Source organism: Pseudomonas sp., assembly GCF_049590575.1.
Lineage (GTDB): Bacteria > Pseudomonadota > Gammaproteobacteria > Pseudomonadales > Pseudomonadaceae > Aquipseudomonas.
This window is the reverse complement of sequence record NZ_JBAWDE010000072.1, coordinates 16173-37123: the sequence shown is the minus strand read 5'-3', so window position 1 is coordinate 37123 and position 20951 is coordinate 16173. Positions and strand designations below refer to the sequence as shown.

Genomic DNA, 20951 nt, shown 5'->3' with positions numbered 1-20951 from the left:
CTACCGCTATCGGGGGCAAGCCCCCTCCCACCTGGGTTCCTCAGTGTTCCAGAAACCTCAGCGCGGCCCGGAAACCACCAGCATCTGCCCAGGCTTCAATGCCTGGCCGGTGCGTGGGTTCCAACGCTTGAGGTGTTGCATCTCGACGTTGAAGCGCTTGGCGACGGTGTACAGCGAGTCGCCTTTCTTGATTTTGTATTGCACCGGCTTCTTGCTGCTGGCGACTGCGCGGCGGGTGTCCTGCATCACCAGCGTCTGGCCGACCTTGAGGGCCTGGCCGTTAAGCTTGTTCCAGCGTTGCAGGTCATGCACGTCGACCTTGTTCGCCTTGGCGATCAAGGTGAGGTTGTCGCCATTGCGCACCTTGTAGCTGCGGGCACGCCCGGCCACTCGCGCGGTCTCGACTTCGTCGAACACCGGCTTTTTCGGGCGCATCGCCAGCAATTCTTCAGGCTTCATCGCCGAAAGGCTGCTGGTGAGCAGTTGCGCCTTGGAGCTCGGCACCAGCAAATGCTGCGGGCCGTCCAGGGTGGTGCGTTGTTTGAGGGCCGGGTTGAGCTGGAACAGTTCGTCTTCGTCGATTTCGGCCAGCGCGGCGACCCGGGACAGGTCCATGCTCTGCTTGACTTCAACCACTTCGAAGTACGGCGTGTTGGCAATCGGGTTCAGGTTGACGCCATAGGCCTCGGGGGCCAGCACTACTTGGGACAGCGCCAGGAACTTGGGCACGTAGTCCTTGGTTTCCTGGGGCAGGGGCAGGTTCCAGTAGTCGGTGGGCAGGCCGAGCTTCTCGTTGCGCTCGATAGCCCGGCTGACTGTGCCTTCGCCGGCATTATAGGCGGCCAGCGCCAACAGCCAGTCGCCGTTGAACATGTCGTGCAGACGGGTCAGATAGTCCAGGGCGGCGGTGGTGGAGGCGGTGATATCGCGGCGGCCGTCGTAGGCGCGGGTCTGGCGCAGGTTGAAGTAGCGTCCGGTGGAGGGGATGAACTGCCACAGGCCGACCGCATCGCTGCGCGAATAGGCCATTGGGTTGTAGGCACTTTCAATCACTGGCAGCAGCGCCAGCTCCAGGGGCATGTTGCGCTCTTCAAGGCGTTCGACGATGTAATGAATGTAGAGGCTGCCGCGTTCTCCGGCGTTCTCCAGGAAAGAGGGGTTGCTGGCGAACCACAAGCGCTGTTGCTCGATGCGCGGGTTGACGCCCAGCCCTTCCTGCAATTGAAAGCCCCGTCGCATGCGTTCCCAGACATCCTGAGGGACTTCGGGGCTGGGCTTCTCTGAAAGCCAGATAACCGGTTTTTGCTTGATCTTGGCGGCAAGATTGGGTTTGGGTTGCACGGTGGATTGTGCAGCGAAATTTGTCGATTGGCAGCCCGCCAGAGTCGCGGACACGGCCACCGCCACGGCTTGAGCCAGGCGGGTCAATGCGTCTGAATGGTTGGATGTACGAATAGATGACGACATTGGCTGGAAGTTAGTTCCGGGCAAAAATGTCGGGCGATTCTAGAAAGCACTTTGGTTCCGGTCAACCATTCAGAAATTTCGTATCAGATTGCATCCTGTTAGAACTTATCTTTCCACGCCCTCAAACTGGCAAACACCTCGGCCCCAGAGCGGTTGTCGCGGCCATTCCGTTCGTCCGCTTTTTCTTTAACGGATGTTTCAGCGGTGCGCAGAAAAGGGTTAGTACGTTTTTCCAGGGCCAGGTTGGAGGGCAGTGTCATCTCGCCGCGGGCCCGTTGCTGGTTGACGTGTTCCACCCGTTTGGCGATATCCGCATTGTGCGGTTCCACCGCTTGGGCAAACTTGAGGTTACTTTGTGTGTATTCGTGGGTGCAGTACACCAGCGTATCGGCGGGCAGGGCCGCCAGGCGCTCGAGCGAGGCGTGCATCTGCTCCGGCGTGCCTTCGAACAGGCGCCCGCAACCGGCCGCGAACAGGGTGTCGCCACACAGCAGCACGCCCTGGTGATAAAAGGCGATATGGCCCAGGGTGTGGCCGGGCACGGCATAGACGTCGAAATCCCAGCCCAGCACGCTGATGCGGTCGTTATCCTGCAGGGCCACGTCCCGCGCGGGGATCTTTTCATTCGCCGGGCCGTAGACCTTGGCCCCGGTTGCGTTTTTGAGTGGCTCGACACCGCCCACATGATCAGAGTGATGGTGCGTGACCAGGATGTCGCTGAGGCGCCACTGCGGGTTCTGTTCGAGCCACGCCAGCACCGGCGCGGCATCGCCGGGGTCGACCACCGCGACGCGGTGGGTGTGGGGGTCCTGTAACAACCAGATGTAGTTATCGGTGAAGGCGGGCAGGGCACTGATCTGTATCATTCTTCGATTCGCCAAGCTGAACACATTGGTGCATCTTAGAACGTCTAGGCGAGTTGGAGAATGCAATGACTGATAAAGCGTTCGCCCAGGCCGATCCTGAGTGGCTGGCCCTGATCAGCGCAGCCCGCGAATGGCTGTCCGGGCCGATCGGGCAATTTTTGCTGGATGAAGAGCGGCGCATGCTCGAAGACGAGCTGGGGCGGTTCTTTGGTGGCTACCTGGTGCATTACGGCCCGTCGGCCCAGACACCGCCCGCTGCACCGCAGGTGCAACGCAATGTGCGCCTGGGGGCGCCATTGCCGGGGGTGGAGATCGTGTGCGAGGAGCAGGCCTGGCCCTTGAGCGAGCATGCCGCCGATGTGGTGGTGTTGCAGCATGGCCTGGATTTCTGCCTCTCGCCCCATGGTCTGCTGCGCGAAGCCGCGAGCAGCGTGCGCCCTGGTGGCCATTTGCTGATTATCGGCATCAACCCCTGGAGCACGTGGGGGCTGCGCCATGTGTTCGCCCATGACGGCCTGCGCCAGGCGCGTTGCATTTCGCCGTCGCGGGTAGGCGACTGGCTGAACCTGCTGGGCTTCGCGCTGGAGAAACGCCGCTTCGGGTGCTATCGTCCGCCGCTTGCCTCGACCAGATGGCAAGGCCGCCTGGCCGGCTGGGAGCGCCGAGCGGGTGCCTGGCAACTGTCGGGTGGCGGCTTCTATTTATTAGTCGCGCGTAAAATCGTGGTGGGCTTGCGGCCCGTGCGCCAGGTACAGCGCCAGCCCATGGGCAAGCTGGTGCCGATGCCGATGGCCAAGGTCAACCGCAAGCAAAGTGAACCGTAATAACACCTAATTTTTTGATTTCAGGCCGACTCGCGTGGCCTCGGGATTCTGTCGGCCAATGGCCGGCAGCCCGTTTTGATGGATGCAACCGATGACCGATAGCGTAGAACTCTTCACCGATGGCGCCTGCAAGGGCAACCCGGGCCCTGGCGGCTGGGGCGCGTTGCTGGTGTGCAAGGGCGTGGAGAAAGAGTTGTGGGGCGGCGAAGCCAACACCACCAACAACCGCATGGAGCTGATGGGTGCCATTCGCGGCCTGGAAGAACTCAAGCGCCGCTGCAACGTGCTGCTGGTCACCGACTCGCAATACGTGATGAAGGGCATCAACGAGTGGATGGTCAACTGGAAGAAACGCGGCTGGAAGACGGCGGCCAAGGAGCCGGTCAAGAACGCCGACTTGTGGCAACTGCTCGATGAACAATGCAATCGCCATGACATCACCTGGAAATGGGTGCGTGGGCACATCGGCCATCCGGGTAACGAGCGCGCCGACCAACTGGCCAACCGCGGCGTGGACGAAGTGCGCGGCTACAAGCAGAGCTGATGCCTGCTCACGTGTTAACATCGCGCCCTTTGGCATACACCACACCGTTGAGAGCTGAACCCTGATGGCCATCCGATCTGTTGTACTCGATACCGAAACCACCGGCATGCCGGTGACCGACGGCCACCGGATCATTGAAATCGGCTGTGTCGAACTGATGGGTCGGCGTCTTACCGGCCGCCACTTCCACGTGTACCTGCAACCGGACCGTGACAGTGACGAGGGCGCGATCGGCGTCCACGGCATCACCGACGAATTCCTCAAGGGCAAGCCGCGCTTCGCCGAAGTGGCGGACGAATTTTTCGAATTCATCAACGGCGCCCAGCTGATCATCCATAACGCGGCGTTCGACGTCGGCTTCATCAATAACGAATTTGCCCTGATGGGGCAGACCGATCGCGCTGACATTTCCAAGCACTGCTCGATCCTCGACACCTTGATGATGGCCCGCGAGCGTCACCCGGGCCAGCGCAACAGCCTCGATGCCTTGTGCAAACGCTATGGCGTGGACAACTCCGGCCGTGAACTGCACGGCGCCTTGCTCGACTCCGAGATTCTCGCCGACGTTTACCTGACCATGACGGGCGGGCAGACCAGCCTGTCCCTGGCGGGGAATGCGTCCGACGGCAGCGGCTCGGCGGAGGGTTCGGGCAACCGTGCTTCGGAAATCCGTCGTTTGCCGGCAGACCGCAAGCCCACCGCGATCATCCGTGCCAGTGAGCAGGATCTGGCTGAGCATGCGGCGCGGTTGGAGGCGATTGCCAAGTCGGCGGGCGCGCCGGCGTTGTGGTCCCAATTGACCCAACAATAACCCTGCCTGGCACGGTAAAAAATGTGCGAGCGGGCTGGCTCGCGAATGGGCAGTATCAGTCAACGGATGACTCGACTGAACCGCCGCATTCGCGAGCAAGCCCGCTCCCACAGTTGATTTGAGTTGTCCTTTAAAATCTTCATTCGCCACATTCCATCCCAGCTTCTACCCTGAGTGCATAGCCCTCAGGACTAAAAAGCACTCATGTACAAAGACCTGAAGTTCCCCGTTCTGATTGTGCACCGCGACATCAAGGCCGACACCGTTGCCGGTGACCGGGTTCGAGGCATCGCCCGGGAACTGGAACAGGAAGGCTTCAGTATCATCGAAGCAGTCAACTACGCCGAAGGCCGGCTGGTGGCCGCTACCCACCATGGCCTCGCGTGCATGCTGATTGCCGCCGAAGGCGCCGGCGAAAACACCCACCTGCTGCAAAACATGGTCGAACTGATCCGCCTGGCGCGGGTGCGGGCACCCAACCTGCCGATCTTTGCCCTGGGTGAGCAAGTCACCCTGGAAAACGCGCCGGCCGACGCCATGAGCGAACTCAACCAACTGCGCGGCATTCTTTATCTGTTCGAAGACACCGTGCCGTTTCTCGCCCGCCAAGTGGCGCGTGCTGCGCGCGCATACCTGGACGGCCTGTTGCCGCCGTTTTTCAAGGCGCTGGTGCAGCACACCGCCGATTCCAACTATTCCTGGCACACCCCCGGCCATGGCGGCGGTGTGGCCTATCGCAAAAGCCCGGTGGGGCAGGCATTTCATCAGTTCTTCGGGGAAAACACCCTGCGCTCGGATTTGTCGGTGTCAGTGCCCGAGTTGGGCTCGTTGCTCGATCACACCGGGCCACTGGCCGAAGCCGAGGCCCGCGCCGCGCGCAATTTTGGCGCCGACCATACGTTTTTCGTGATCAACGGCACGTCGACCGCCAATAAGATCGTCTGGCACTCCATGGTCGGGCGCGATGACCTGGTGCTGGTGGACCGCAATTGCCATAAGTCGGTGTTGCACTCGATCATCATGACCGGTGCTATCCCGCTGTACCTGTGCCCGGAGCGCAACGAGCTGGGGATCATCGGCCCGATCCCGTTGAGCGAATTCAGCCCCGAGTCGATCCGCGCCAAGATCCAGGCCAGCCCGCTGACCCGCGGCCGCGCGCCGAAGGTCAAGCTGGCGGTGGTGACCAACTCCACCTACGACGGCTTGTGCTACAACGCCGAGCTGATCAAGCAACAATTGGGCAATAGTGTCGAGGTGTTGCACTTTGACGAGGCCTGGTATGCCTACGCGGCGTTTCACGAGTTCTTCGCCGGGCGCTATGGCATGGGCACCTCACGCACCCCGGACAGCCCGCTGGTGTTCACCACGCATTCCACGCACAAGCTGCTGGCGGCGTTCAGCCAGGCGTCGATGATCCATGTACAGGACGGCGGCGCCCGCCAGCTGGACCGTGACCGTTTCAACGAAGCGTTCATGATGCATATCTCGACCTCGCCGCAATACAACATCATTGCCTCGCTGGACGTGGCTTCGGCGATGATGGAAGGCCCGGCAGGACGCTCGCTGTTGCAGGAAATGTTCGACGAGGCCCTGAGTTTTCGCCGCGCCCTGGCCAATCTGCGCCAGCATATTGCCGCTGAAGACTGGTGGTTTTCGATCTGGCAACCGCCCTCGGTAGCGGGTATCGACCGCGTGGCGACGGCCGACTGGCTGTTGCAGCCGCAGGATGACTGGCACGGTTTTGGTGACGTAGCCGAAGATTACGTGCTGCTGGACCCGATCAAGGTGACGCTGGTGATGCCCGGCCTCACGGCCGGCGGCGCGTTGAGCGATTGCGGGATTCCGGCGGCGGTGGTCAGCAAATTCCTCTGGGAGCGTGGGCTGGTGGTGGAAAAGACCGGGCTGTATTCGTTCCTCGTGCTGTTTTCCATGGGCATTACCAAAGGTAAATGGAGTACCTTGCTCACCGAGTTGCTGGAGTTCAAGCGCAGCTACGATGCGAATGTCAGCCTGGCCAGTTGTTTGCCGTCGGTGTTCGCCCAAGGCCCTTTGCGCTATCAAAGCCTGGGTTTGCGCGACCTGTGCGATCAACTGCATAGCTGTTACCGTAGCAACGCCACCGCCAGACACCTCAAGCGGATGTACACGGTGTTGCCGGAAATCGCCATGAAACCGGCGGATGCCTACGACCAGTTGGTCCGGGGCGAAGTCGAGGCGGTGTCCATCGATGCTTTGCCAGGGCGTATCGCCGCCGTGATGCTGGTGCCTTATCCGCCGGGGATTCCGTTGATCATGCCCGGCGAGCGCTTTACCGAGTCGACGCGCTCGATTATCGACTACCTGGCCTTTGCCAGGACCTTCGATAGCAGTTTCCCCGGCTTTGTCGCGGATGTTCATGGTTTGCAACACGAAGACGACGGCAATGGTCGGTGTTACACCGTCGATTGCATCAAGGGTTAAACATGTTTATGCAACAAGCGGTAATGAACCCGAAGTACCCGGGGCTCAGTGTACGGGTTGCCGACGAAGGCTTTGATGCCTACGTGTGGGGCAATGATTTCAGCTTTGAGGTCAGTGCCTACGGCGAGCCGCAGATGGGCGCGCGGGTCGATCAGTGGCCGGTGCAGCGGGTCCTGCCGTACCGCAAGTGCTACGGCATCGACCCTGAAGAATTCGCCAGTTTTCGCGATGCGCCGGACAGCGCGATCTTCATGGCGTACCTGGATGACCGCGCGGTAGGGCATATCGTGGTCAGCACCAACTGGAACGGCTTTGCCCACGTTGACGAGCTGGCGGTGGCACTGCCCGCGCGTCGGCACGGGGTGGCGAAAGCGTTGCTGGATGTGGCGCAGTTCTGGAGCCGCAAGAAAAACCTGCCGGGCATGATGCTCGAAACCCAGAACAACAACCTCGGCGCCTGCCGTTTATATGAGCGTTGCGGCTACGTGATGGGCGGCATCGATCACCTGCGCTATCGCGGCATTGACCCGCAGACCCGCGAAGTGGCGATTTTCTGGTACCGGCTGTTCAAGACCGACGTCGAAAGAACTTAAGGCACCAGCAGGTTTTCGGCCTTCTGCGTGACGATCTCCAGCAATGCAGTCAGCGCCGGCGAGGTAGCGCCCGCCTTGAGCGTCAGCGCATACAGGCTGACCATGATCGGCGGCGACACCGGGCACGCATCCAGCCCAGCCTCGCGCGCGCCGAATGCGGTGAAAGGGTCGACAATCGCCAGGCCTTCTCCAGCTTCTACCATGCTGCGCATCATCTGGTAGGTCTGCACCCGTGTCTGCACCACCGGCAGCGGACGCAAGGCTTGCAGCTTGGCGTCCAACTGGCGGCTGAGCGGGTCTTGGCCTTCGAGGCCGATCATCGATTGCCCGGCCAGGTCCTGCAGCGCAATGTACTTTTGCTTGGGCTTGAGCCAGCCGTGGGGCGCCAGCAGTTGCAATTTGCCCTGGGCCAGCACACTGCTCTGGATCTGCGGGTGCTCCGGGTCATGCAGGCTCAGGCCGACGGCGGCCTCGTGCAGCAGCAGGCTCTTGACGATATCCCGGGTCGGCTGGCTCGACAGGTTGCACGGTGTGTCCTGGAAGCGCCGGCGCAGCAGCGCAATGCTTTGCGGCAACAACTGGTTGGCCAGGGGCGGCGTGCACAGGGCGCGCAGGGTCGGGGCATGATGGTGTTTCAGGCGGCTGGCCAGGCGTTGCACCGGCTCCAGGGCCTCGTACACATGGGCGATCTGGGCCTGTAACTCCTGGGTCTCACGCGTCGCTTGCAAGCGCCCGCGCACACTCGCAAACAGCATGAAACCCAATTGCTGTTCGGCCTCCTTGAGCGCCGCGTCCACCTCGCCCACGGGAAGCTGCAACCATTCGGCGGCGGTGCCGAGGTGTCCGGTCTGGAAGATGGCCTGAATCACTTCGATATGACGTAAACGCATGGCCGGAGTCTATGTGCAGTGCGGTGGGGATTCAATGGCACAGGCCGGCAAGCGAAAAAAAGACTGCGCGATGCACTGGTGTTCAGCCCAGACCTCACTAGAATGGCTGCACTGATCATCAACGACCACTGCCGGCTACCGGCTCATACAACAAAAACAGGTCTGGTCTGAACATGCCTCTACCCTCGACATTTCTCGGGGTAACGGCCAAGCAACTGCTGGTCCTGGTGACCGTGGCTGGCTTGGCTGCTTATCTCTTGCTTGAACACGACGACATCACGCCCGAAACCCTCGCATTCCAAACGTTTATCCGCTCCCAGGAGCAGGTGAGCGAGCAGGTAGGCGCCGTGCTGGGGGTTACGCTGGTCAGGCAAGTGGTGGCCTATCCCGGATACGCCACGCCAGGCTATAAGCGTTCGATGTATGCGGTGGAGGGCGAGCGGGGCAGGTTGATGGTGACACTCAAGCAGGTGGACGGTGAGCCGGGGCTTGAAGTGACGGAGATCCGCAGGCCGTGATCGCCCGGCCCAGTCAATGCCGTCAATGGCCAGGACTGAGCAGGTACGTGCGGGGGATCAGACTTATGAAGCGAGGGTAGTTTGCGATTCGCGGACGATAATGGTCCCGGATTGGATCAGTTTGAACTCGTCGCCTTCCAGTTTCTCTACGCGGTCGCCAATGGCCAGCTTGTAGGTGGTGGTAGGGGCCGAGCCAGCCAGGTCGCCTTGCGCCGGGTTGGATTCCTGGAACTCATGCACCGAGTACACGCGTCCTTCTGCGTCTCTGGCATGAAACTGTCCGACTAGTACTGCTGCCATCTGTTTAGAACCTCTGGAGATAAACACTCGATTTGCGGTTCTGTAGACCGTCACAGAGCGGGGTAGTTTACCTATTGAAAAAAATAAAATTCGCTGATGTTTACAGACGATTCCTACGCGCCAAGGTGCGAGGCAAACGCTTGCCGGTTTATCAAAACCTTCTGGTGAACGCGCCGCGAAGTCTCTATAACTACAGGCTCCTTTAGTCAGAAGTCGGGAAACCCCAATGAGCAAGGTCTACACGATTGCCGTCCTGGTTGGCAGCTTGAGAAAAGACTCGATCAACCGCAAGGTCGCGCTGGCACTGGCCGAACTGGCCCCTGCCAACCTGAAGTTGAACATCGTGGAAATTGGCGATTTGCCGCTCTACAACGAAGACATAGACGGTGCGACACCGCCGGCAGCGTACAGTACTTTCCGTCAGCAAGTACGTTCATCCGACGCGGTGCTGTTCGTGACCCCGGAGTACAACCGCTCGGTGCCCGCCCCGTTGAAGAATGCAATCGACGTGGGTTCGCGCCCGTACGGGCAAAGCGCCTGGAGTGGCAAGCCGGGGGCGATCATCAGCGTGTCGCCGGGCGCCATCGGCGGTTTTGGCGCCAACCACCATTTGCGCCAGGCCCTGGTGTTCCTCGATGTGCCGTGCATGCAGCAGCCGGAAGCCTACCTGGGCGGCGCGGGCAGTGTGTTTGATGAGTCGGGCAAGGTCTCGGAAAAGACCAGGCCGTTCCTGCAGGCGTTTATCGATGCCTACGGAAAATGGGTGGAAAAACAGAGCGCCTGATAGGCCAATAAAACCCAATATGGGAGCGGGCTTGCTCGCGAAGGCAGGGGTTCAGCAGACACCTAGTCGACTGACACACCCCTATCACCAGCAAGCCGCTCCCCCGGTGGGTTAGCGCAACCAGTTGGTGCGGGCCAGCTCGATCACTTCATCGCCACGCCCGCTCATCACGGCCTTGAGCATGTACAGGCTGAAACCCTTGGCCTGTTCCAGCTTGATGGTCGGCGGCATCACCAGCTCCTGGGTGGCAGTCACCACGTCCACCAACACCGGGCCGTTATGCGCCAGTGCGCGGCGCAGCGCCGGTTCCAGGTCCTCGGATTGCTCCACACGAATGCCCAGGATGCCCATTGCGTTGGACATCGCGGCGAAGTCCGGGTTTTTCAGCTCGGTGCCGGCATCCAGATAGCCCGCGGCTTTCATTTCCATGGCGACAAAACCCAGGGACGAGTTATCGAACACGATGACTTTGACCGGCAAATTCAATTGCGCCAATGAAATGAAATCGCCCATCAGCATCGCAAAGCCGCCGTCGCCGGACATCGAAATAACCTGCCGGCCTGGGAACGCCGCTTGCGCGCCGATGGCCTGGGGCATGGCATTGGCCATCGAGCCGTGGTTGAACGAGCCGATCAGGCGACGCTTGCCATTCATCTTCAGGTAGCGCGCGGCCCACACGGTCGGCGAGCCGACGTCGGCGGTGAAGATGGCGTCATCGTCGGCCAGTTCGCTGAGCAAGCGCGCCACGTATTGCGGGTGAATCGGGCGGTCAGCCTTGGAAGGCTGCGCCAGGTCGTCCAGGCCCTGGCGGGCTTTTTCGTAATGCTTCAGGGACGTTTCGAGAAAGCTGCGATCAGTCTTGCGGGTCAGGCGTGGCAGCAAGGCGTCGATGGTTTCGCTGACATCGGCGGCGATGCCCAGGTCCAGCGTGGCGCGTCGCCCCAGCGCTTGCGGGTCGCGGTCGACCTGGATGATTTTTGCGTCAGTCGGGTAGAACTGGCGATAGGGGAAGTCGGTGCCGAGCATGATCAGCGTGTCGCAGTCGAGCATCGCGTGGTAACCGGAGCTGAAGCCAATCAGGCCGGTCATGCCGACGTCGAACGGGTTGTCCCACTCCACATGCTCCTTGCCGCGCAGGGCGTGCACCACGGGCGCGCCGAGGGTATCGGCCAGGGCAACAACCTGGTCATGGGCGCCGGCGCAACCGCTGCCGCACAGCAGGGTGACTTTCTCGCTGCTTTGCAGGATGTCGGTCAGGCGCTGCAGGTCTGGTTCCGCCGGCAAGGTGCGCGGCGCGTGCAGGGCCGGCCATGGTTTGAGCTTGTCTTCGACTTCGAGCAGCGACACATCCCCCGGAATCACCACCACCGCCACGCCGCGATTGAGGATCGCCGAGCGCATGGCGCGGTGCAGCACCTGGGGCATCTGCTCGGGGTTGCTCACCAGTTCGATAAAGTGGCTGCACTCCTTGAACAGCTCCTGGGGATGGGTTTCCTGGAAGTAGTTCAGGCCAATCTCGGACGAGGGGATCTGCGCGGCAATTGCCAGCACCGGCACATGGTTGCGATGGCAGTCGAACAGGCCATTGATCAAGTGCAGGTTGCCCGGCCCGCAGCTGCCGGCACAAACCGTCAACTCACCGGTGGCGGCGGCCTCGGCACCGGCGGCGAAGGCGGCCACTTCTTCGTGGCGCACGTGCATCCACTCGATGCTGTCCATGGTGCGCAGGGCGTCGGTGAGGCCGTTGAGGCTGTCGCCGGTCAGGCCCCAGATGCGCTTGATGCCCGCCTGTTCAAGGGTGGTCGCCAATTGCTGGGCCAGGTTGATTTTCGCCATGAAGAACTCCAATCGTCAGTGAGTTTAAAAATTGCTGATCAATAGGGGACAGTTCGATCACGGCGAATGCTCCGCCTTTAATGTGAAGATTGCGTCATGGTTGCGCGGTATCGGCAACTCACGCTTGCACCATCCCCGACCAACGCCAGACGACTTTCTCTCCGTCAACGTGAGGCGTCAGAGCCCCGTATTCGAAATACTTGCTCGGCGCCGAGTTTGTAGTCGTACGCCCCTAGGCCTGGATAGGGACAGGGGTTACCACTGCGCGCGCACCACTTACGGCTCACAGCTAGCTAACGCTTTTGCCTGCATGCAATGGCAGGCGTGCATTCAACTGGACGGTGCAATCCACGCAGCGATCACGCTCCATTTCCCAGCGGCCAGCGCGTGGCGCGGGTTCGTTGCTGTGGGCGGGACGACCGGGCTCTGGGGGGATCGCGTTGCAAAAATGCCAGGCTGTCACCTGACTCTCCGGTAGGCGTTGGCAGCATATGTCCTTGCTTGAATTCGCGACGCGAGTCAGCCAAACCTGGCACAAGCCACCACCCGGCTTGATTGCACAGCAGACCCGCAACGATGTTCAGCGGTTAAGAGGTTTGAGCAGGGGAGGCCGGCTTGGGTGTGATCAGGCGCGATGCCGCCGTTGGCCAATCACTGTCGGTATCGAACGGGCCATCCGGCGTCGGCTGTCGGCGTCGGTAAAGCGCTCATTGGGGTCACCGTCCCATTGGCCGAAACCCAGCAAGCCCAAGTCGTCGTAGCGGATCGGCTTGAGCAGTTTGTTCAGGCGCATGGGCCGTTCTAGCACGCCATTTTCCACGGGGTACAGATCGGGTTGTTCGCCCAGTTCGATCCATTGGCCGCTGTGCAGTTCGGTGACGCCGATGCGTGGGTGAGCGAGCGCGGCGCGGGTCTGTTCGCGGGCCAGGCCGAGTTTTTCGCGCCAGTGGTCGGCGAGCAGCAAGGCCAACTCCCTGGCGCTGTTGGTCTCGCTCAGCAGTTGGCCGACGGCATCGTAGCTGTAGTCGAGCCGCTGCTGGTTGCCTTGGTTGCTGTTAAAACTGACCGCCAGCAGGTTGTCGGCCTTGTCGTAGGCATATTCGGTGATGCCGTCGTCGGTGCGTTTACGGACCAAGCGGCCGACGGCGTCGCGTTCGAGTGCAGCAGCGGGTGTAGTAAGGGGGGATGTATTCCTCGCCCAATAGATAAGATTTCAATCCATTGAGAAGTTGAAGTCCGAGACGTCTTTGTAATTGCTGATTTTTGGTAGAGTGTCTGTTAAGGTCAGTTTTAATTCGTATCCGTAGCTCGATAGTGGCTTAGGCAAATTGGTATAACCTGAAATGTCCATTCGGTAGCGGCCAGGCTTGATTTGTAGGTAGTCATTATTGTCGAGTTTGTTTTTGTAGTTCTCTAGGTAATTTGTGAAGAACGTTTCATCCCAGTCGATAAGGGCGTTGAGATCGGCGGTAATTAGTATTCCAGAGATTATTTCTATAGGTAGGTTGGAGTAGTGGCATACTTGAGTTGCACCTTGGGTTATAGGGTTGGCTGGGGGCTCTATAAAAATCGAATACTCCCTTTCGGGGATTTCATAGATTGGAAATACTATGCCCATAGTAACAGCTTTTTTTCCGGCGTCTTCATTGTTAATGAAAAAGTCAAAAACGTCTTTGAGGTCGAGTTTTAAGGGTTTTAAGTAGTTTGAAAGCTGTATCGGATCAAATAGAACTATCCCTGGTTCATACAGTGAGATGGTTGCTGCAGTTTTCATAAGTCGCATCCTGAGCCTGATTTGGGGTTAGAGCCTTTGCCAACTATTTTTAAGAAAGCTTCTCTGATTGTAATATTTTTTGCCAGTATTTCACCCGTTCTTGGTATTTTTAACATTCCTTTTTCAGGAAAACCTTCATATGCTTTGGCTATTTTATTGATTAAGGTTTTGGACGTTCCGTCAAATTTTTTACTAAAAGGAACGCCTTGCTTGCTTATTTCTGCGTGAAATTTTTTGTGTAGTGTTTCGGATCCTTCAACTTTATTTGGATACCAAGAAGGGGAGTCTAGTTTGCTGCCTAGCTCTGGATAACTATGCGAGTTGGCATGTGCTCTCGGAAACGGATGATGACCCATCCCGTCGTGTTTTAAAGGTTTCCAAAAGGGCATCCAGCCGAGTGGATCAAACCACCCAATCGGATTCGGCGCGTACTGATAGAGATTTAGGCCACCCAACAGCCCAATCGGATCCGGCTGAGTAAACCGCCCCACATCCGGATCAAAAAACCTGAAGGTGTTGTAGTGCAGTCCGGTTTCACGGTCAAGGTACTGGCCCTGAAAACGCAGGTTCTGCTCACGCCCCGGCTGCTGATCATGCCACTCATCCCGCGTCCTGCCCCAAGCCTGGTACTCGCTGTGCCACACCGTCTTGCCGCCAGCGTCGGTGAGCTGTTCCGGCAGCCCGGCCAGGTTGGTGTGGAAGTAGAAGATCGCCTCGCTGCCCGGTCTGCCATCAATGCGCGCCAGCGGTTCATAGCTGCCCGGATCTGCATACACGTAAAGACTGGGCCTACCGTCCTGCATCTCCTCCAGCAGCCGCAAGCCTTGCCAATGAAACAGCGTGCGGTGGCTCGGTTCGCTGGCGTCGCCGTTGTACACCTGCTTGCTGATACGCCGGCCCAGCGGGTCGTAGTTGAACACGATGCGCTGGGCCATTGATCCCTGATTCTGGCGGATACAGATCAGCCGGTGTTCGGCGTCATACTCAAAACGCTGGATGCGGCTGCTGCCAATGCGTTTTTCGCTCAGACGCCCAAAGCGGTCATAGCGATAACGCTTGTCCTGATACACATGCACGCGGTTGTGCTTGATCAGGCCATTGACCCGATAGCCATCGAACAGGTTACCGGCCGCGTCGTAGTTGAGGCTTTCGATAGACGGGCCCCGGTGCACGCTCTGGATCTGCTCGACGGGGTTGTAGCCATAGCGGGCGCTGCCTTGATAGGACTTGCCGGTTGTTGCCCGGTCGTGAAATCGCCCAATCTGGCTGTCGTCATTGGCCGCTGTGCTCGGGCGGTTAGTGCCTGGGCGCTGGGTCTGGGTCAGTATCTCGGCCACCAGGTTGTCGCTGGCATCGTACTGATAGTCCTTCTGCAACAGCGGCAGCACCTCGCGGGCCACCTGCTGATAGTGCAGGGCTTTCTGGCTGAGGCGGCCATTGCAGTCGTAGCGCGTGCGGGTCAACAGGCTGCCCTGGGTGCGCATGACCTCCTCATGCAATTGGTCGCGTTCGAAGTCGCTGATCACCCGCCCGTCCAGGTTGATCTGATGCAGATGGCCGCTGCCGTAGTACAGGTGGTTGAGCTGACGTTGGTCGGGCAGGGTCAGGGTTTCAAGGTTGCCCAGCTCGTCGTAGTTGTACTGCATCAGACCGGCGCTGTTGGTCTCACTAAGCAGTTGTCCGAGAGCGTCATAGCTGTAGTCTAGCCGCTGCTGGTTGCCTTGGTTGCTGGTAAAACTGATCGCCAGCAGGTTGTCGGCCTTGTCGTAGGCATATTCGGTGATGCCGTCGTCGGTTCGTTTACGGACCAAGCGGCCGACGGCGTCGCGTTCAAAATGATGCTCCAGCGGGATGTGCGGTTCGGCGCTGTCTTTGCCATCCAGATCAGGCTCCGCGAGCGGCGCAGGCACATGGCAGATACCCGTGACCTCGCCCAACGGGTTGTACTGGTAAATACGCCCGCTGCCATCCAGATCCTGCTGGGCCAGCAGGCGGTCTAGCCCATCCCACTCAAAGCGGTAGCGTTCGTGGTTTTCATTGCTCAGGTGCTGTAATCGACCATAGGCGTCATAGCCAAACTCGACGCTGTGGCCGAGGGCGTCAACCCGTTGGATCAGCCGGCCACTGCGGTCATAGCGCAGACGGGTGATGCGTTGGGCCGGGTCGGTGTAGGCGGTCAGCTGGCCGGCGGTGTTGATGTCGTAGCGGTCGATGCGGCCGTCCGGGCGTTCGCTTTCGATCAGATAACCACGGGCGTCGTAGCGGTAATGAGTGTGCTCGCCGCGGGCGTTGACGGTTTCGCTGAGTTGGCCGCGCCGGTCATAGCGGTAGTGGGTCTCGGCGTTGGAGCAGTCGCGGTAGCTGAGTAACTGTCCATGGGCGTTCCAGCGCAGGTATTTGTGCTTGTCCAGCGGGTCGGTGATGCAATCGACCTGGCCCTGGGCGCTATACCGGTAGTGGGTTTTTCGGCCGAGAGGATCTTGCTCCCAAAGCAGATTGCCCTGGCGGTCATAATCGAAGCGTTGGGTGCGCCCGGCGCCATCGGTGACGCTCAGGGGTAACGCCCAGTGGCGAGTGTAGCGGATCCGTTCGCAGCGGCCCAGTGGGTCGCGGGTCTCGATCAGGCGGCCGAGTTCGTCGTAGCCGTATCGCCATTCGCCGCCTTGCGGGTCGATGCTCTTGAGCAGTTGGCCACTGAGCACATCTTCCTGCCAACAGTGGCCCATGGGATCGATGTGTTTGTAGATTTCGTAGAAGGGCCCCCAGTAGTAATGGTCTTGGCGACCGAGGCTGTCGGTGACGTGGGTCTCGCCTTTTTCCAGGTCGTATTCGAATCGATACGCTTCGCCATCGCTGCCCCAATGGCGGATGACGCGCCACTCGTGGTCAGGCTGAGGTTCGAGCAGGGGCGGAAAGTTGCAGGCACTGCCGTCCGCGCGCATCGATTGAGGGCGTTGTGCGGGAACTTCGAAGCGCTGCCATTGATACTGCCGAATCGCGCCGCTGGGTAAGGTGTGGCTAGCGAGGTAGCCTTGCGCCGTGTAGGTGAAGCTACGCAGGACCTGGCCGGTGGTATCGAGCACGTCCTGCAGCTGACCGCTTAGGGTATAGCGATAGCTGGCAAGGACTTCGGTGTGTTCGATCTGCGGATTATCGCCAAGCTTGATGTAGAGTCGATCCACTTGGCTGACCCGCTTCGGGTGCTGCGTGTCATAACTCAGCCGAACGGTGGTTTTACTCACGTCGTCGCATATGCAGTACAGCCGCCCTGTTTGATCGTAGAGAAGCCCCAACGTATTCAGGTTGCGATCGCCCAGCCTGTTCAGACGTGAGCGTTTTGGATTGTGCGGGTCGGTCTGGAAGACCTGATAGAGGCCGGTGTAGATGTCTTCGACCACGGTCTGTCGGTCTTCCAGTTGAAAGAACGCCAGTCCGTCCAGCACGCTGACAAAGGCATCACCTGCCTTTAGCCGACCCAGTTCCAGGCGGGTGCCTTCTTCGTCGACATAGACCCACAATTCGCCACCCTCGGGATGGGGCACGCGCAGGATTTCCACTTCATAGGGCAGGCTCCAGCCCATGCCGAACAGGCCGTCGCGGCGCAGATCGTTGCTGTCGTAACCTCTGGCCCATTCGATGGGAAGTAGGCCCGGCAGGGTAAAGTCGAGGTCTTCGGGACCTCCGAGAATTTTGCCGCCGGTTGAGACCAACACGGGGTTGCCCTTGCATCCCCCAATGCGCCACCACGGTTTGGGGCTACCTTTCGGTCGCGGCCGCAGCTTGATTTTGCGCGAAATCAACATGCCGGCCACCATGCCGGTGAACTGCGCAATCTTGCTTTTGCCATTGCGGATATCCCGCACGGTCAGTGGCTCGCCACCTATGCGAACGTTGGGGGAAACATTGGCATCGCTGTCGATACCAGCATCGCACGTGGTCTTGTCACCGGCTCGGGCGGCAGGCTGCCCGTTGATGAATACTTTGCTGGACCCTTGCGCGATGTAGGTCTCGGGCATAGGGGGATGGCGTTCGCAGGTGACCTTATCCTGTTCCGCCGGCTCCGTTCCTGGGGCTGCTGGTGTTGTGACGGGAGGGTTGAAGATGTCGTAGATCGCCATGCCCAGGCCGAGCACGGGAAGGAGCATGGGGGCGGCGGTCATCGCCATTGCGCCGACATTATCCAGAAACGACGGTTCTGCCTCCTCTTCGGACGCGTCCGCGCCGCCACCTCCCGAGCTGCGCCCTGCGGCCCGGGCAGCAGCCTTTCCGTTGACATGGGTATTTTGCGAGCCGCTTTTGATTTTTCCAAAGGGCTCTGCCGGGAATACGCTGTTGGCAAGGGAATCACACCCTTCGGTGATGGCTTCACCGATGCTCTTATCGCCTACGGGAATCATGCTGGCACCGCCGACCAGGGCTCCGGCAATCACAGGGACAAGCACTGCCGCCGCACCGCCCGTGCCGACAACCGCGACAACGGTGCCGGCGATAGCCGCCGCAACGAGAGCGGTAGCGGCGGCGTAGACAACCGCTTCCGCCAACGCACTCATCAGCTCGGCAGCCAGTGGTGGATGAAGGATCGCGTCTCCTTCCCTGGCGGCGTGTACGTTTTGCGCCATTACTGTGTGCTCCTTGCTGAACTGGCGTGTATGCAAATGCGGTGAGTGGCCTGATCAGGCAAAGTGCAGGCTGTCTTTGATCGCGCGCCAATGGCTGATATCTGCTTCGGTCAGCGAGCTGTGTTTGCTGTAGTTGAGGACCAGCAGGCGTTGTTGCCCAGGCAGTTGGCAGGCCAACTGAAGCTGGTACATGGGCTGATTTGCGTGCGTGAACTTGAGGGCTGCTTCACGGCCTTCGACTTGCTTGTCTTTCCCAATCAAAACGGTTACTGCGTCGGTGCAGGTCAACGCATTAAGCCGTTTGCGCAGCAAATCAAGTTGAAAGGTGTAGGCCTCATCTAACGTCTGCTGAGCAGGCAATGCGCTGCGGGCAATCACCAAAGTGGTTTGCCGCTCGCGAAATTGCAGCATGTTCAATGTCGTGTCTTCAGGCATTTCATCGCCGAGGTCTACGGTGAGGTCCTGGGTCAGGTATTCGGCCATTCAGGTGTTCCTTGTTTGGAGAAGTACAGGTCAGTCATCCACGGTCTCAGTCTTGCTGAAAGTGGCCATCGGCTTCGTCCCGGAGCGCACTGGCATCTCGCCCGTCGGCGGCAGTGGCAGCGCTGCCGCCTTCCACATTGAGATCCAGCATGCCGTCGGGGGTGTTGATCTGGCCGGACTTCAGCCCGGTGATATTGAAGTTCTCGCAGGTGATGTTCAGCGTGCCGTTGGCCTGCAACTCGATCACCGTCTTGCCGCATTTCAGGCGTAACGCGCTGCCCACTTCGACGGTGTATTCGTTAGCGACGGCGTCACTTTTGCTACCCCCTACTTTCAGGGTGTCGTTGGCCTTTACCACCCGCACGCGCGTGCGGCCCACGGTGATGGTCTCGTCCTGGCCGACTCGGCTGGTTCGGTCAGCGCCAATCGATTGGGACTGGTTGTGCTTGACCACGGTGCCCTGGTCTTTCTGGGCATGGATAAACACCTCCTCCTGGCCCAGCTCATCCTCAAACCGCAGCTCATTGAAGCCCGAGCCCTTATGGGTGCGGCTCTTGATGGTCATCCGCGTCTTGTGTTTGGGCAGCTCGTAGGGCGGCAGATTGGTTTGGCGGTAGGTGCGGCCCGTGGCGATCGGCTGGTCAGGATCTCCATCCAAAAAGCTTATGATCAGTTCGTGATTCACCCGTGGCACGGCCATGGCGCCCCAGGTCGCACCGGCCCAGCCTTGAGCCACGCGAATCCAGCACGAACTCTGGTCGTTGTTTTTGTCCGAGCGATCCCACGGGAACTGCACCTTGACCCGGCCCCATTCATCGCAATAAATCTCCTCACCCGGCGGGCCGACCACCGTGGCGATCTGCGGGCCGTCGATGCAGGGTTTGGGACGCAGCGGGGCTTTCCAGTCGGAGGTCCAGCGGATGGCGCTGGCTTTCAACGTGTAAGAGGTGCCGAGGCCGCTACCAAACGATTCTTCCTGCAAGCTGGTGTGTTGCTTGCCTTCGTGCCTGATGGCGATGGTGCGCCAGCGGTCATTGAAGTCCTCGCGCGGGTGGTCGTTGAGGTCGAACGCCAGCCCCGGTTGCAGGCGTTCATCGTCACCTTCCAGATGGGCCAGCTTGGCGTCGTTGCGCAGGGCGGTCAGACGCGTTTTGGTAAAAGGTTTGCCGGCGATATCGCGCTTGTAGCGACCGGGGTAGTCGTAGCGTTCGTAATCTTTGTGCTGGTTGTTCAGGTCCTGATCGCCGGTGGCGGTGTGCTGCTGGTTGTAGCGCGGGTGGGTGAAGGTGTAGTCGCGCTGCACCTGCATGGCGGTACGCACCTGTTCGGTGTAGTGAAAGCGGTTCAGTGCCGGTTCCAAGGCGTCGCCGCCACTCATGGGTTGGTAGATCACCGGGCAATCGGTATGCGTACCGATGGTGCCCAGGCCGCCGACGCGGTCGGTGAGGACCAGGGTGTGGCCGTCGGCGCGGTGCTCGAAGGTGTAGAGCAGGCCTTCTTCGGCCGCCAGGCGGGCGATGAAGTCGAGGTCGGTTTCGCCGGCCTGCACGCAGTATTCGCGAGGTTGGTGCTCGAAGCAGATTTCGCTGCGCAGGTCCGTCAGCTTCTGCTCGGCGAGCATGCAGGAGATGATCTCGGGCACCGTCTGGCCCTGGAAAATGCGCCAATTGGAGCGCAGGTCGAAACGCTTGAGGGTCGGCTCGACCACAGCGGTGTAGCGGGTGCGGCGAAAGCCGGTATCGCCCTGCTGGAACAGGCTGACCAGGCCGTGGACGTAGCGCACCGGGGTGTCGTTGCGCCAAATGGTGAACACCGCCGCCAGGTCGAGCATGCGGTAGAAGTCGATGGCCTGGTGGTGACTGACCAGCTCCAGTTCGAGTTTGAACGGCTGGGACAGACCTTCTTGAAGGGTGAACGAGACCACTTCGAAGGGATCGCCCCGCAGCGGTTCGAAGGTGTAGCGCAGGTCGCTTTGACGGGGCATGGGACTTCCTTGTGATGCGTCAGGGCAGTTGAGACGGACGCAATCCTAGGAAGCTATGATCTGGCGCTTCAATAGTGCTGAGGAAATACAGAGGGCTCTTACCAATTCGAATGCAATAGCTGTCGGACTTTTCTGTCTTTGTCGTGATGGAGTAGTTCGAGCTCAACCTGACGCAACGCCATCCCGTCCCATCATGAT

At 59.9% G+C, this 20951-nt stretch carries 17 protein-coding genes; 7 read left to right on the top strand and 10 right to left on the bottom strand.

The features are described 5' to 3' along the window. Positions 1-57: 57 nt before the first annotated feature. Together WBR57_RS05490 and gloB are read right to left on the bottom strand one after the other, a co-directional pair. Positions 58-1467, bottom strand: a complete 1410-nt coding sequence (locus WBR57_RS05490; protein ID WP_424082858.1) for a transglycosylase SLT domain-containing protein — start codon at positions 1465-1467, stop codon at positions 58-60. Positions 1468-1565: 98 nt separating this feature from the next. Next, entirely contained in the window at positions 1566-2333 is a 768-nt protein-coding gene (gloB, locus tag WBR57_RS05485) for a hydroxyacylglutathione hydrolase (RefSeq protein ID WP_424082856.1), read from the bottom strand. Positions 2334-2398: 65 nt separating this feature from the next. Between gloB and WBR57_RS05480 the strand changes: the two genes are divergently transcribed. The 5 genes from WBR57_RS05480 (at position 2399) to WBR57_RS05460 (ending at position 7565) form a co-directional block, all read left to right on the top strand. Next, positions 2399-3157 carry a class I SAM-dependent methyltransferase gene (locus WBR57_RS05480; protein ID WP_424082854.1) on the top strand — a complete coding sequence of 253 codons (759 nt, stop codon included), beginning with the start codon at positions 2399-2401 and terminating at the stop codon, positions 3155-3157. Positions 3158-3248: 91 nt separating this feature from the next. Then, positions 3249-3701, top strand: a complete 453-nt coding sequence (gene rnhA / locus WBR57_RS05475; protein ID WP_003173571.1) for a ribonuclease HI — start codon at positions 3249-3251, stop codon at positions 3699-3701. A gap of 70 nt (positions 3702-3771) precedes the next feature. After that, complete coding sequence (gene dnaQ, locus WBR57_RS05470) at positions 3772-4512, top strand: DNA polymerase III subunit epsilon (RefSeq protein ID WP_424082865.1); 741 nt, start codon at positions 3772-3774, stop codon at positions 4510-4512. A 204-nt stretch (positions 4513-4716) separates the two neighbouring features. Continuing rightward, complete coding sequence (locus WBR57_RS05465) at positions 4717-6972, top strand: Orn/Lys/Arg decarboxylase N-terminal domain-containing protein (protein WP_424082851.1); 2256 nt, start codon at positions 4717-4719, stop codon at positions 6970-6972. A 23-nt stretch (positions 6973-6995) separates the two neighbouring features. Next, the gene (locus tag WBR57_RS05460; RefSeq protein WP_424082863.1) at positions 6996-7565 is read left to right on the top strand and encodes a GNAT family N-acetyltransferase; all 570 of its coding nucleotides are present in this window, start codon (positions 6996-6998) and stop codon (positions 7563-7565) included. Here WBR57_RS05460 and WBR57_RS05455 read toward each other — a convergent pair. Continuing rightward, positions 7562-8455, bottom strand: a complete 894-nt coding sequence (locus WBR57_RS05455; protein WP_424082849.1) for a LysR substrate-binding domain-containing protein — start codon at positions 8453-8455, stop codon at positions 7562-7564. The genes WBR57_RS05460 and WBR57_RS05455 overlap by 4 nt on opposite strands. 173 nt (positions 8456-8628) lie before the next feature. On the opposite strand from WBR57_RS05455, the gene WBR57_RS05450 reads away from it, so the two are divergent. Next, a complete protein-coding gene (locus WBR57_RS05450; RefSeq protein ID WP_424082847.1) occupies positions 8629-8973 on the top strand; it encodes a hypothetical protein in 345 nt (114 codons plus the stop codon). 63 nt (positions 8974-9036) lie between these two features. Here WBR57_RS05450 and WBR57_RS05445 read toward each other — a convergent pair whose 3' ends face one another. Beyond that, on the bottom strand, positions 9037-9273 hold the full coding sequence (locus tag WBR57_RS05445; RefSeq protein ID WP_027606489.1) for a hypothetical protein: 237 nt from the start codon (positions 9271-9273) through the stop codon (positions 9037-9039). Between the two features lie 226 nt (positions 9274-9499). Here WBR57_RS05445 and WBR57_RS05440 point away from each other — a divergent pair, with 226 nt between their 5' ends. After that, positions 9500-10057 (top strand): NADPH-dependent FMN reductase, encoded by a 558-nt coding sequence (locus WBR57_RS05440; RefSeq protein ID WP_424082844.1) that lies wholly within the window; start codon positions 9500-9502, stop codon positions 10055-10057. 111 nt (positions 10058-10168) lie between these two features. Here the strand turns inward: WBR57_RS05440 and poxB are convergent, their stop codons facing one another. The 6 genes from poxB to WBR57_RS05410 form a co-directional block, all read right to left on the bottom strand. Then, positions 10169-11893: a ubiquinone-dependent pyruvate dehydrogenase gene (gene poxB / locus WBR57_RS05435; RefSeq protein ID WP_424082842.1), complete on the bottom strand. Its 1725-nt coding sequence runs from the start codon at positions 11891-11893 to the stop codon at positions 10169-10171. A 625-nt stretch (positions 11894-12518) separates the two neighbouring features. After that, a complete protein-coding gene (locus WBR57_RS05430) occupies positions 12519-13028 on the bottom strand; it encodes a hypothetical protein (protein WP_424082840.1) in 510 nt (169 codons plus the stop codon). 78 nt (positions 13029-13106) lie between these two features. Next, positions 13107-13667: a hypothetical protein gene (locus tag WBR57_RS05425; protein ID WP_424082838.1), complete on the bottom strand. Its 561-nt coding sequence runs from the start codon at positions 13665-13667 to the stop codon at positions 13107-13109. Next, positions 13664-18286, bottom strand: coding sequence for an RHS repeat-associated core domain-containing protein (locus WBR57_RS05420; RefSeq protein WP_424082836.1), 4623 nt, complete (start codon positions 18284-18286; stop codon positions 13664-13666). The genes WBR57_RS05425 and WBR57_RS05420 overlap by 4 nt, the downstream gene beginning before the upstream one ends. A gap of 54 nt (positions 18287-18340) precedes the next feature. Further along, the gene (locus WBR57_RS05415; protein ID WP_424082834.1) at positions 18341-18769 is read right to left on the bottom strand and encodes a DcrB-related protein; all 429 of its coding nucleotides are present in this window, start codon (positions 18767-18769) and stop codon (positions 18341-18343) included. Positions 18770-18815: 46 nt separating this feature from the next. Continuing rightward, a complete protein-coding gene (locus WBR57_RS05410) occupies positions 18816-20753 on the bottom strand; it encodes a type VI secretion system Vgr family protein (protein ID WP_424082832.1) in 1938 nt (645 codons plus the stop codon). Positions 20754-20951: the final 198 nt, after the last annotated feature.

Excerpts from the sequence above, each read along its gene's own strand:
- WBR57_RS05490 (WP_424082858.1), bottom strand. The coding sequence starts at position 1,467 with ATGTCGTCATCTATTCGTACATCCAACCATTCAGACGCATTGACCCGC.
- gloB (WP_424082856.1), bottom strand. The coding sequence starts at position 2,333 with ATGATACAGATCAGTGCCCTGCCCGCCTTCACCGATAACTACATCTGG.
- WBR57_RS05480 (WP_424082854.1), top strand. The coding sequence starts at position 2,399 with ATGACTGATAAAGCGTTCGCCCAGGCCGATCCTGAGTGGCTGGCCCTG.
- rnhA (WP_003173571.1), top strand. The coding sequence starts at position 3,249 with ATGACCGATAGCGTAGAACTCTTCACCGATGGCGCCTGCAAGGGCAAC.
- WBR57_RS05465 (WP_424082851.1), top strand. The coding sequence starts at position 4,717 with ATGTACAAAGACCTGAAGTTCCCCGTTCTGATTGTGCACCGCGACATC.
- WBR57_RS05460 (WP_424082863.1), top strand. The coding sequence starts at position 6,996 with ATGAACCCGAAGTACCCGGGGCTCAGTGTACGGGTTGCCGACGAAGGC.
- WBR57_RS05455 (WP_424082849.1), bottom strand. The coding sequence starts at position 8,455 with ATGCGTTTACGTCATATCGAAGTGATTCAGGCCATCTTCCAGACCGGA.
- WBR57_RS05450 (WP_424082847.1), top strand. The coding sequence starts at position 8,629 with ATGCCTCTACCCTCGACATTTCTCGGGGTAACGGCCAAGCAACTGCTG.
- WBR57_RS05445 (WP_027606489.1), bottom strand. The coding sequence starts at position 9,273 with ATGGCAGCAGTACTAGTCGGACAGTTTCATGCCAGAGACGCAGAAGGA.
- WBR57_RS05440 (WP_424082844.1), top strand. The coding sequence starts at position 9,500 with ATGAGCAAGGTCTACACGATTGCCGTCCTGGTTGGCAGCTTGAGAAAA.
- poxB (WP_424082842.1), bottom strand. The coding sequence starts at position 11,893 with ATGGCGAAAATCAACCTGGCCCAGCAATTGGCGACCACCCTTGAACAG.
- WBR57_RS05425 (WP_424082838.1), bottom strand. The coding sequence starts at position 13,667 with ATGAAAACTGCAGCAACCATCTCACTGTATGAACCAGGGATAGTTCTA.
- WBR57_RS05420 (WP_424082836.1), bottom strand. The coding sequence starts at position 18,286 with ATGGCGCAAAACGTACACGCCGCCAGGGAAGGAGACGCGATCCTTCAT.
- WBR57_RS05415 (WP_424082834.1), bottom strand. The coding sequence starts at position 18,769 with ATGGCCGAATACCTGACCCAGGACCTCACCGTAGACCTCGGCGATGAA.
- WBR57_RS05410 (WP_424082832.1), bottom strand. The coding sequence starts at position 20,753 with ATGCCCCGTCAAAGCGACCTGCGCTACACCTTCGAACCGCTGCGGGGC.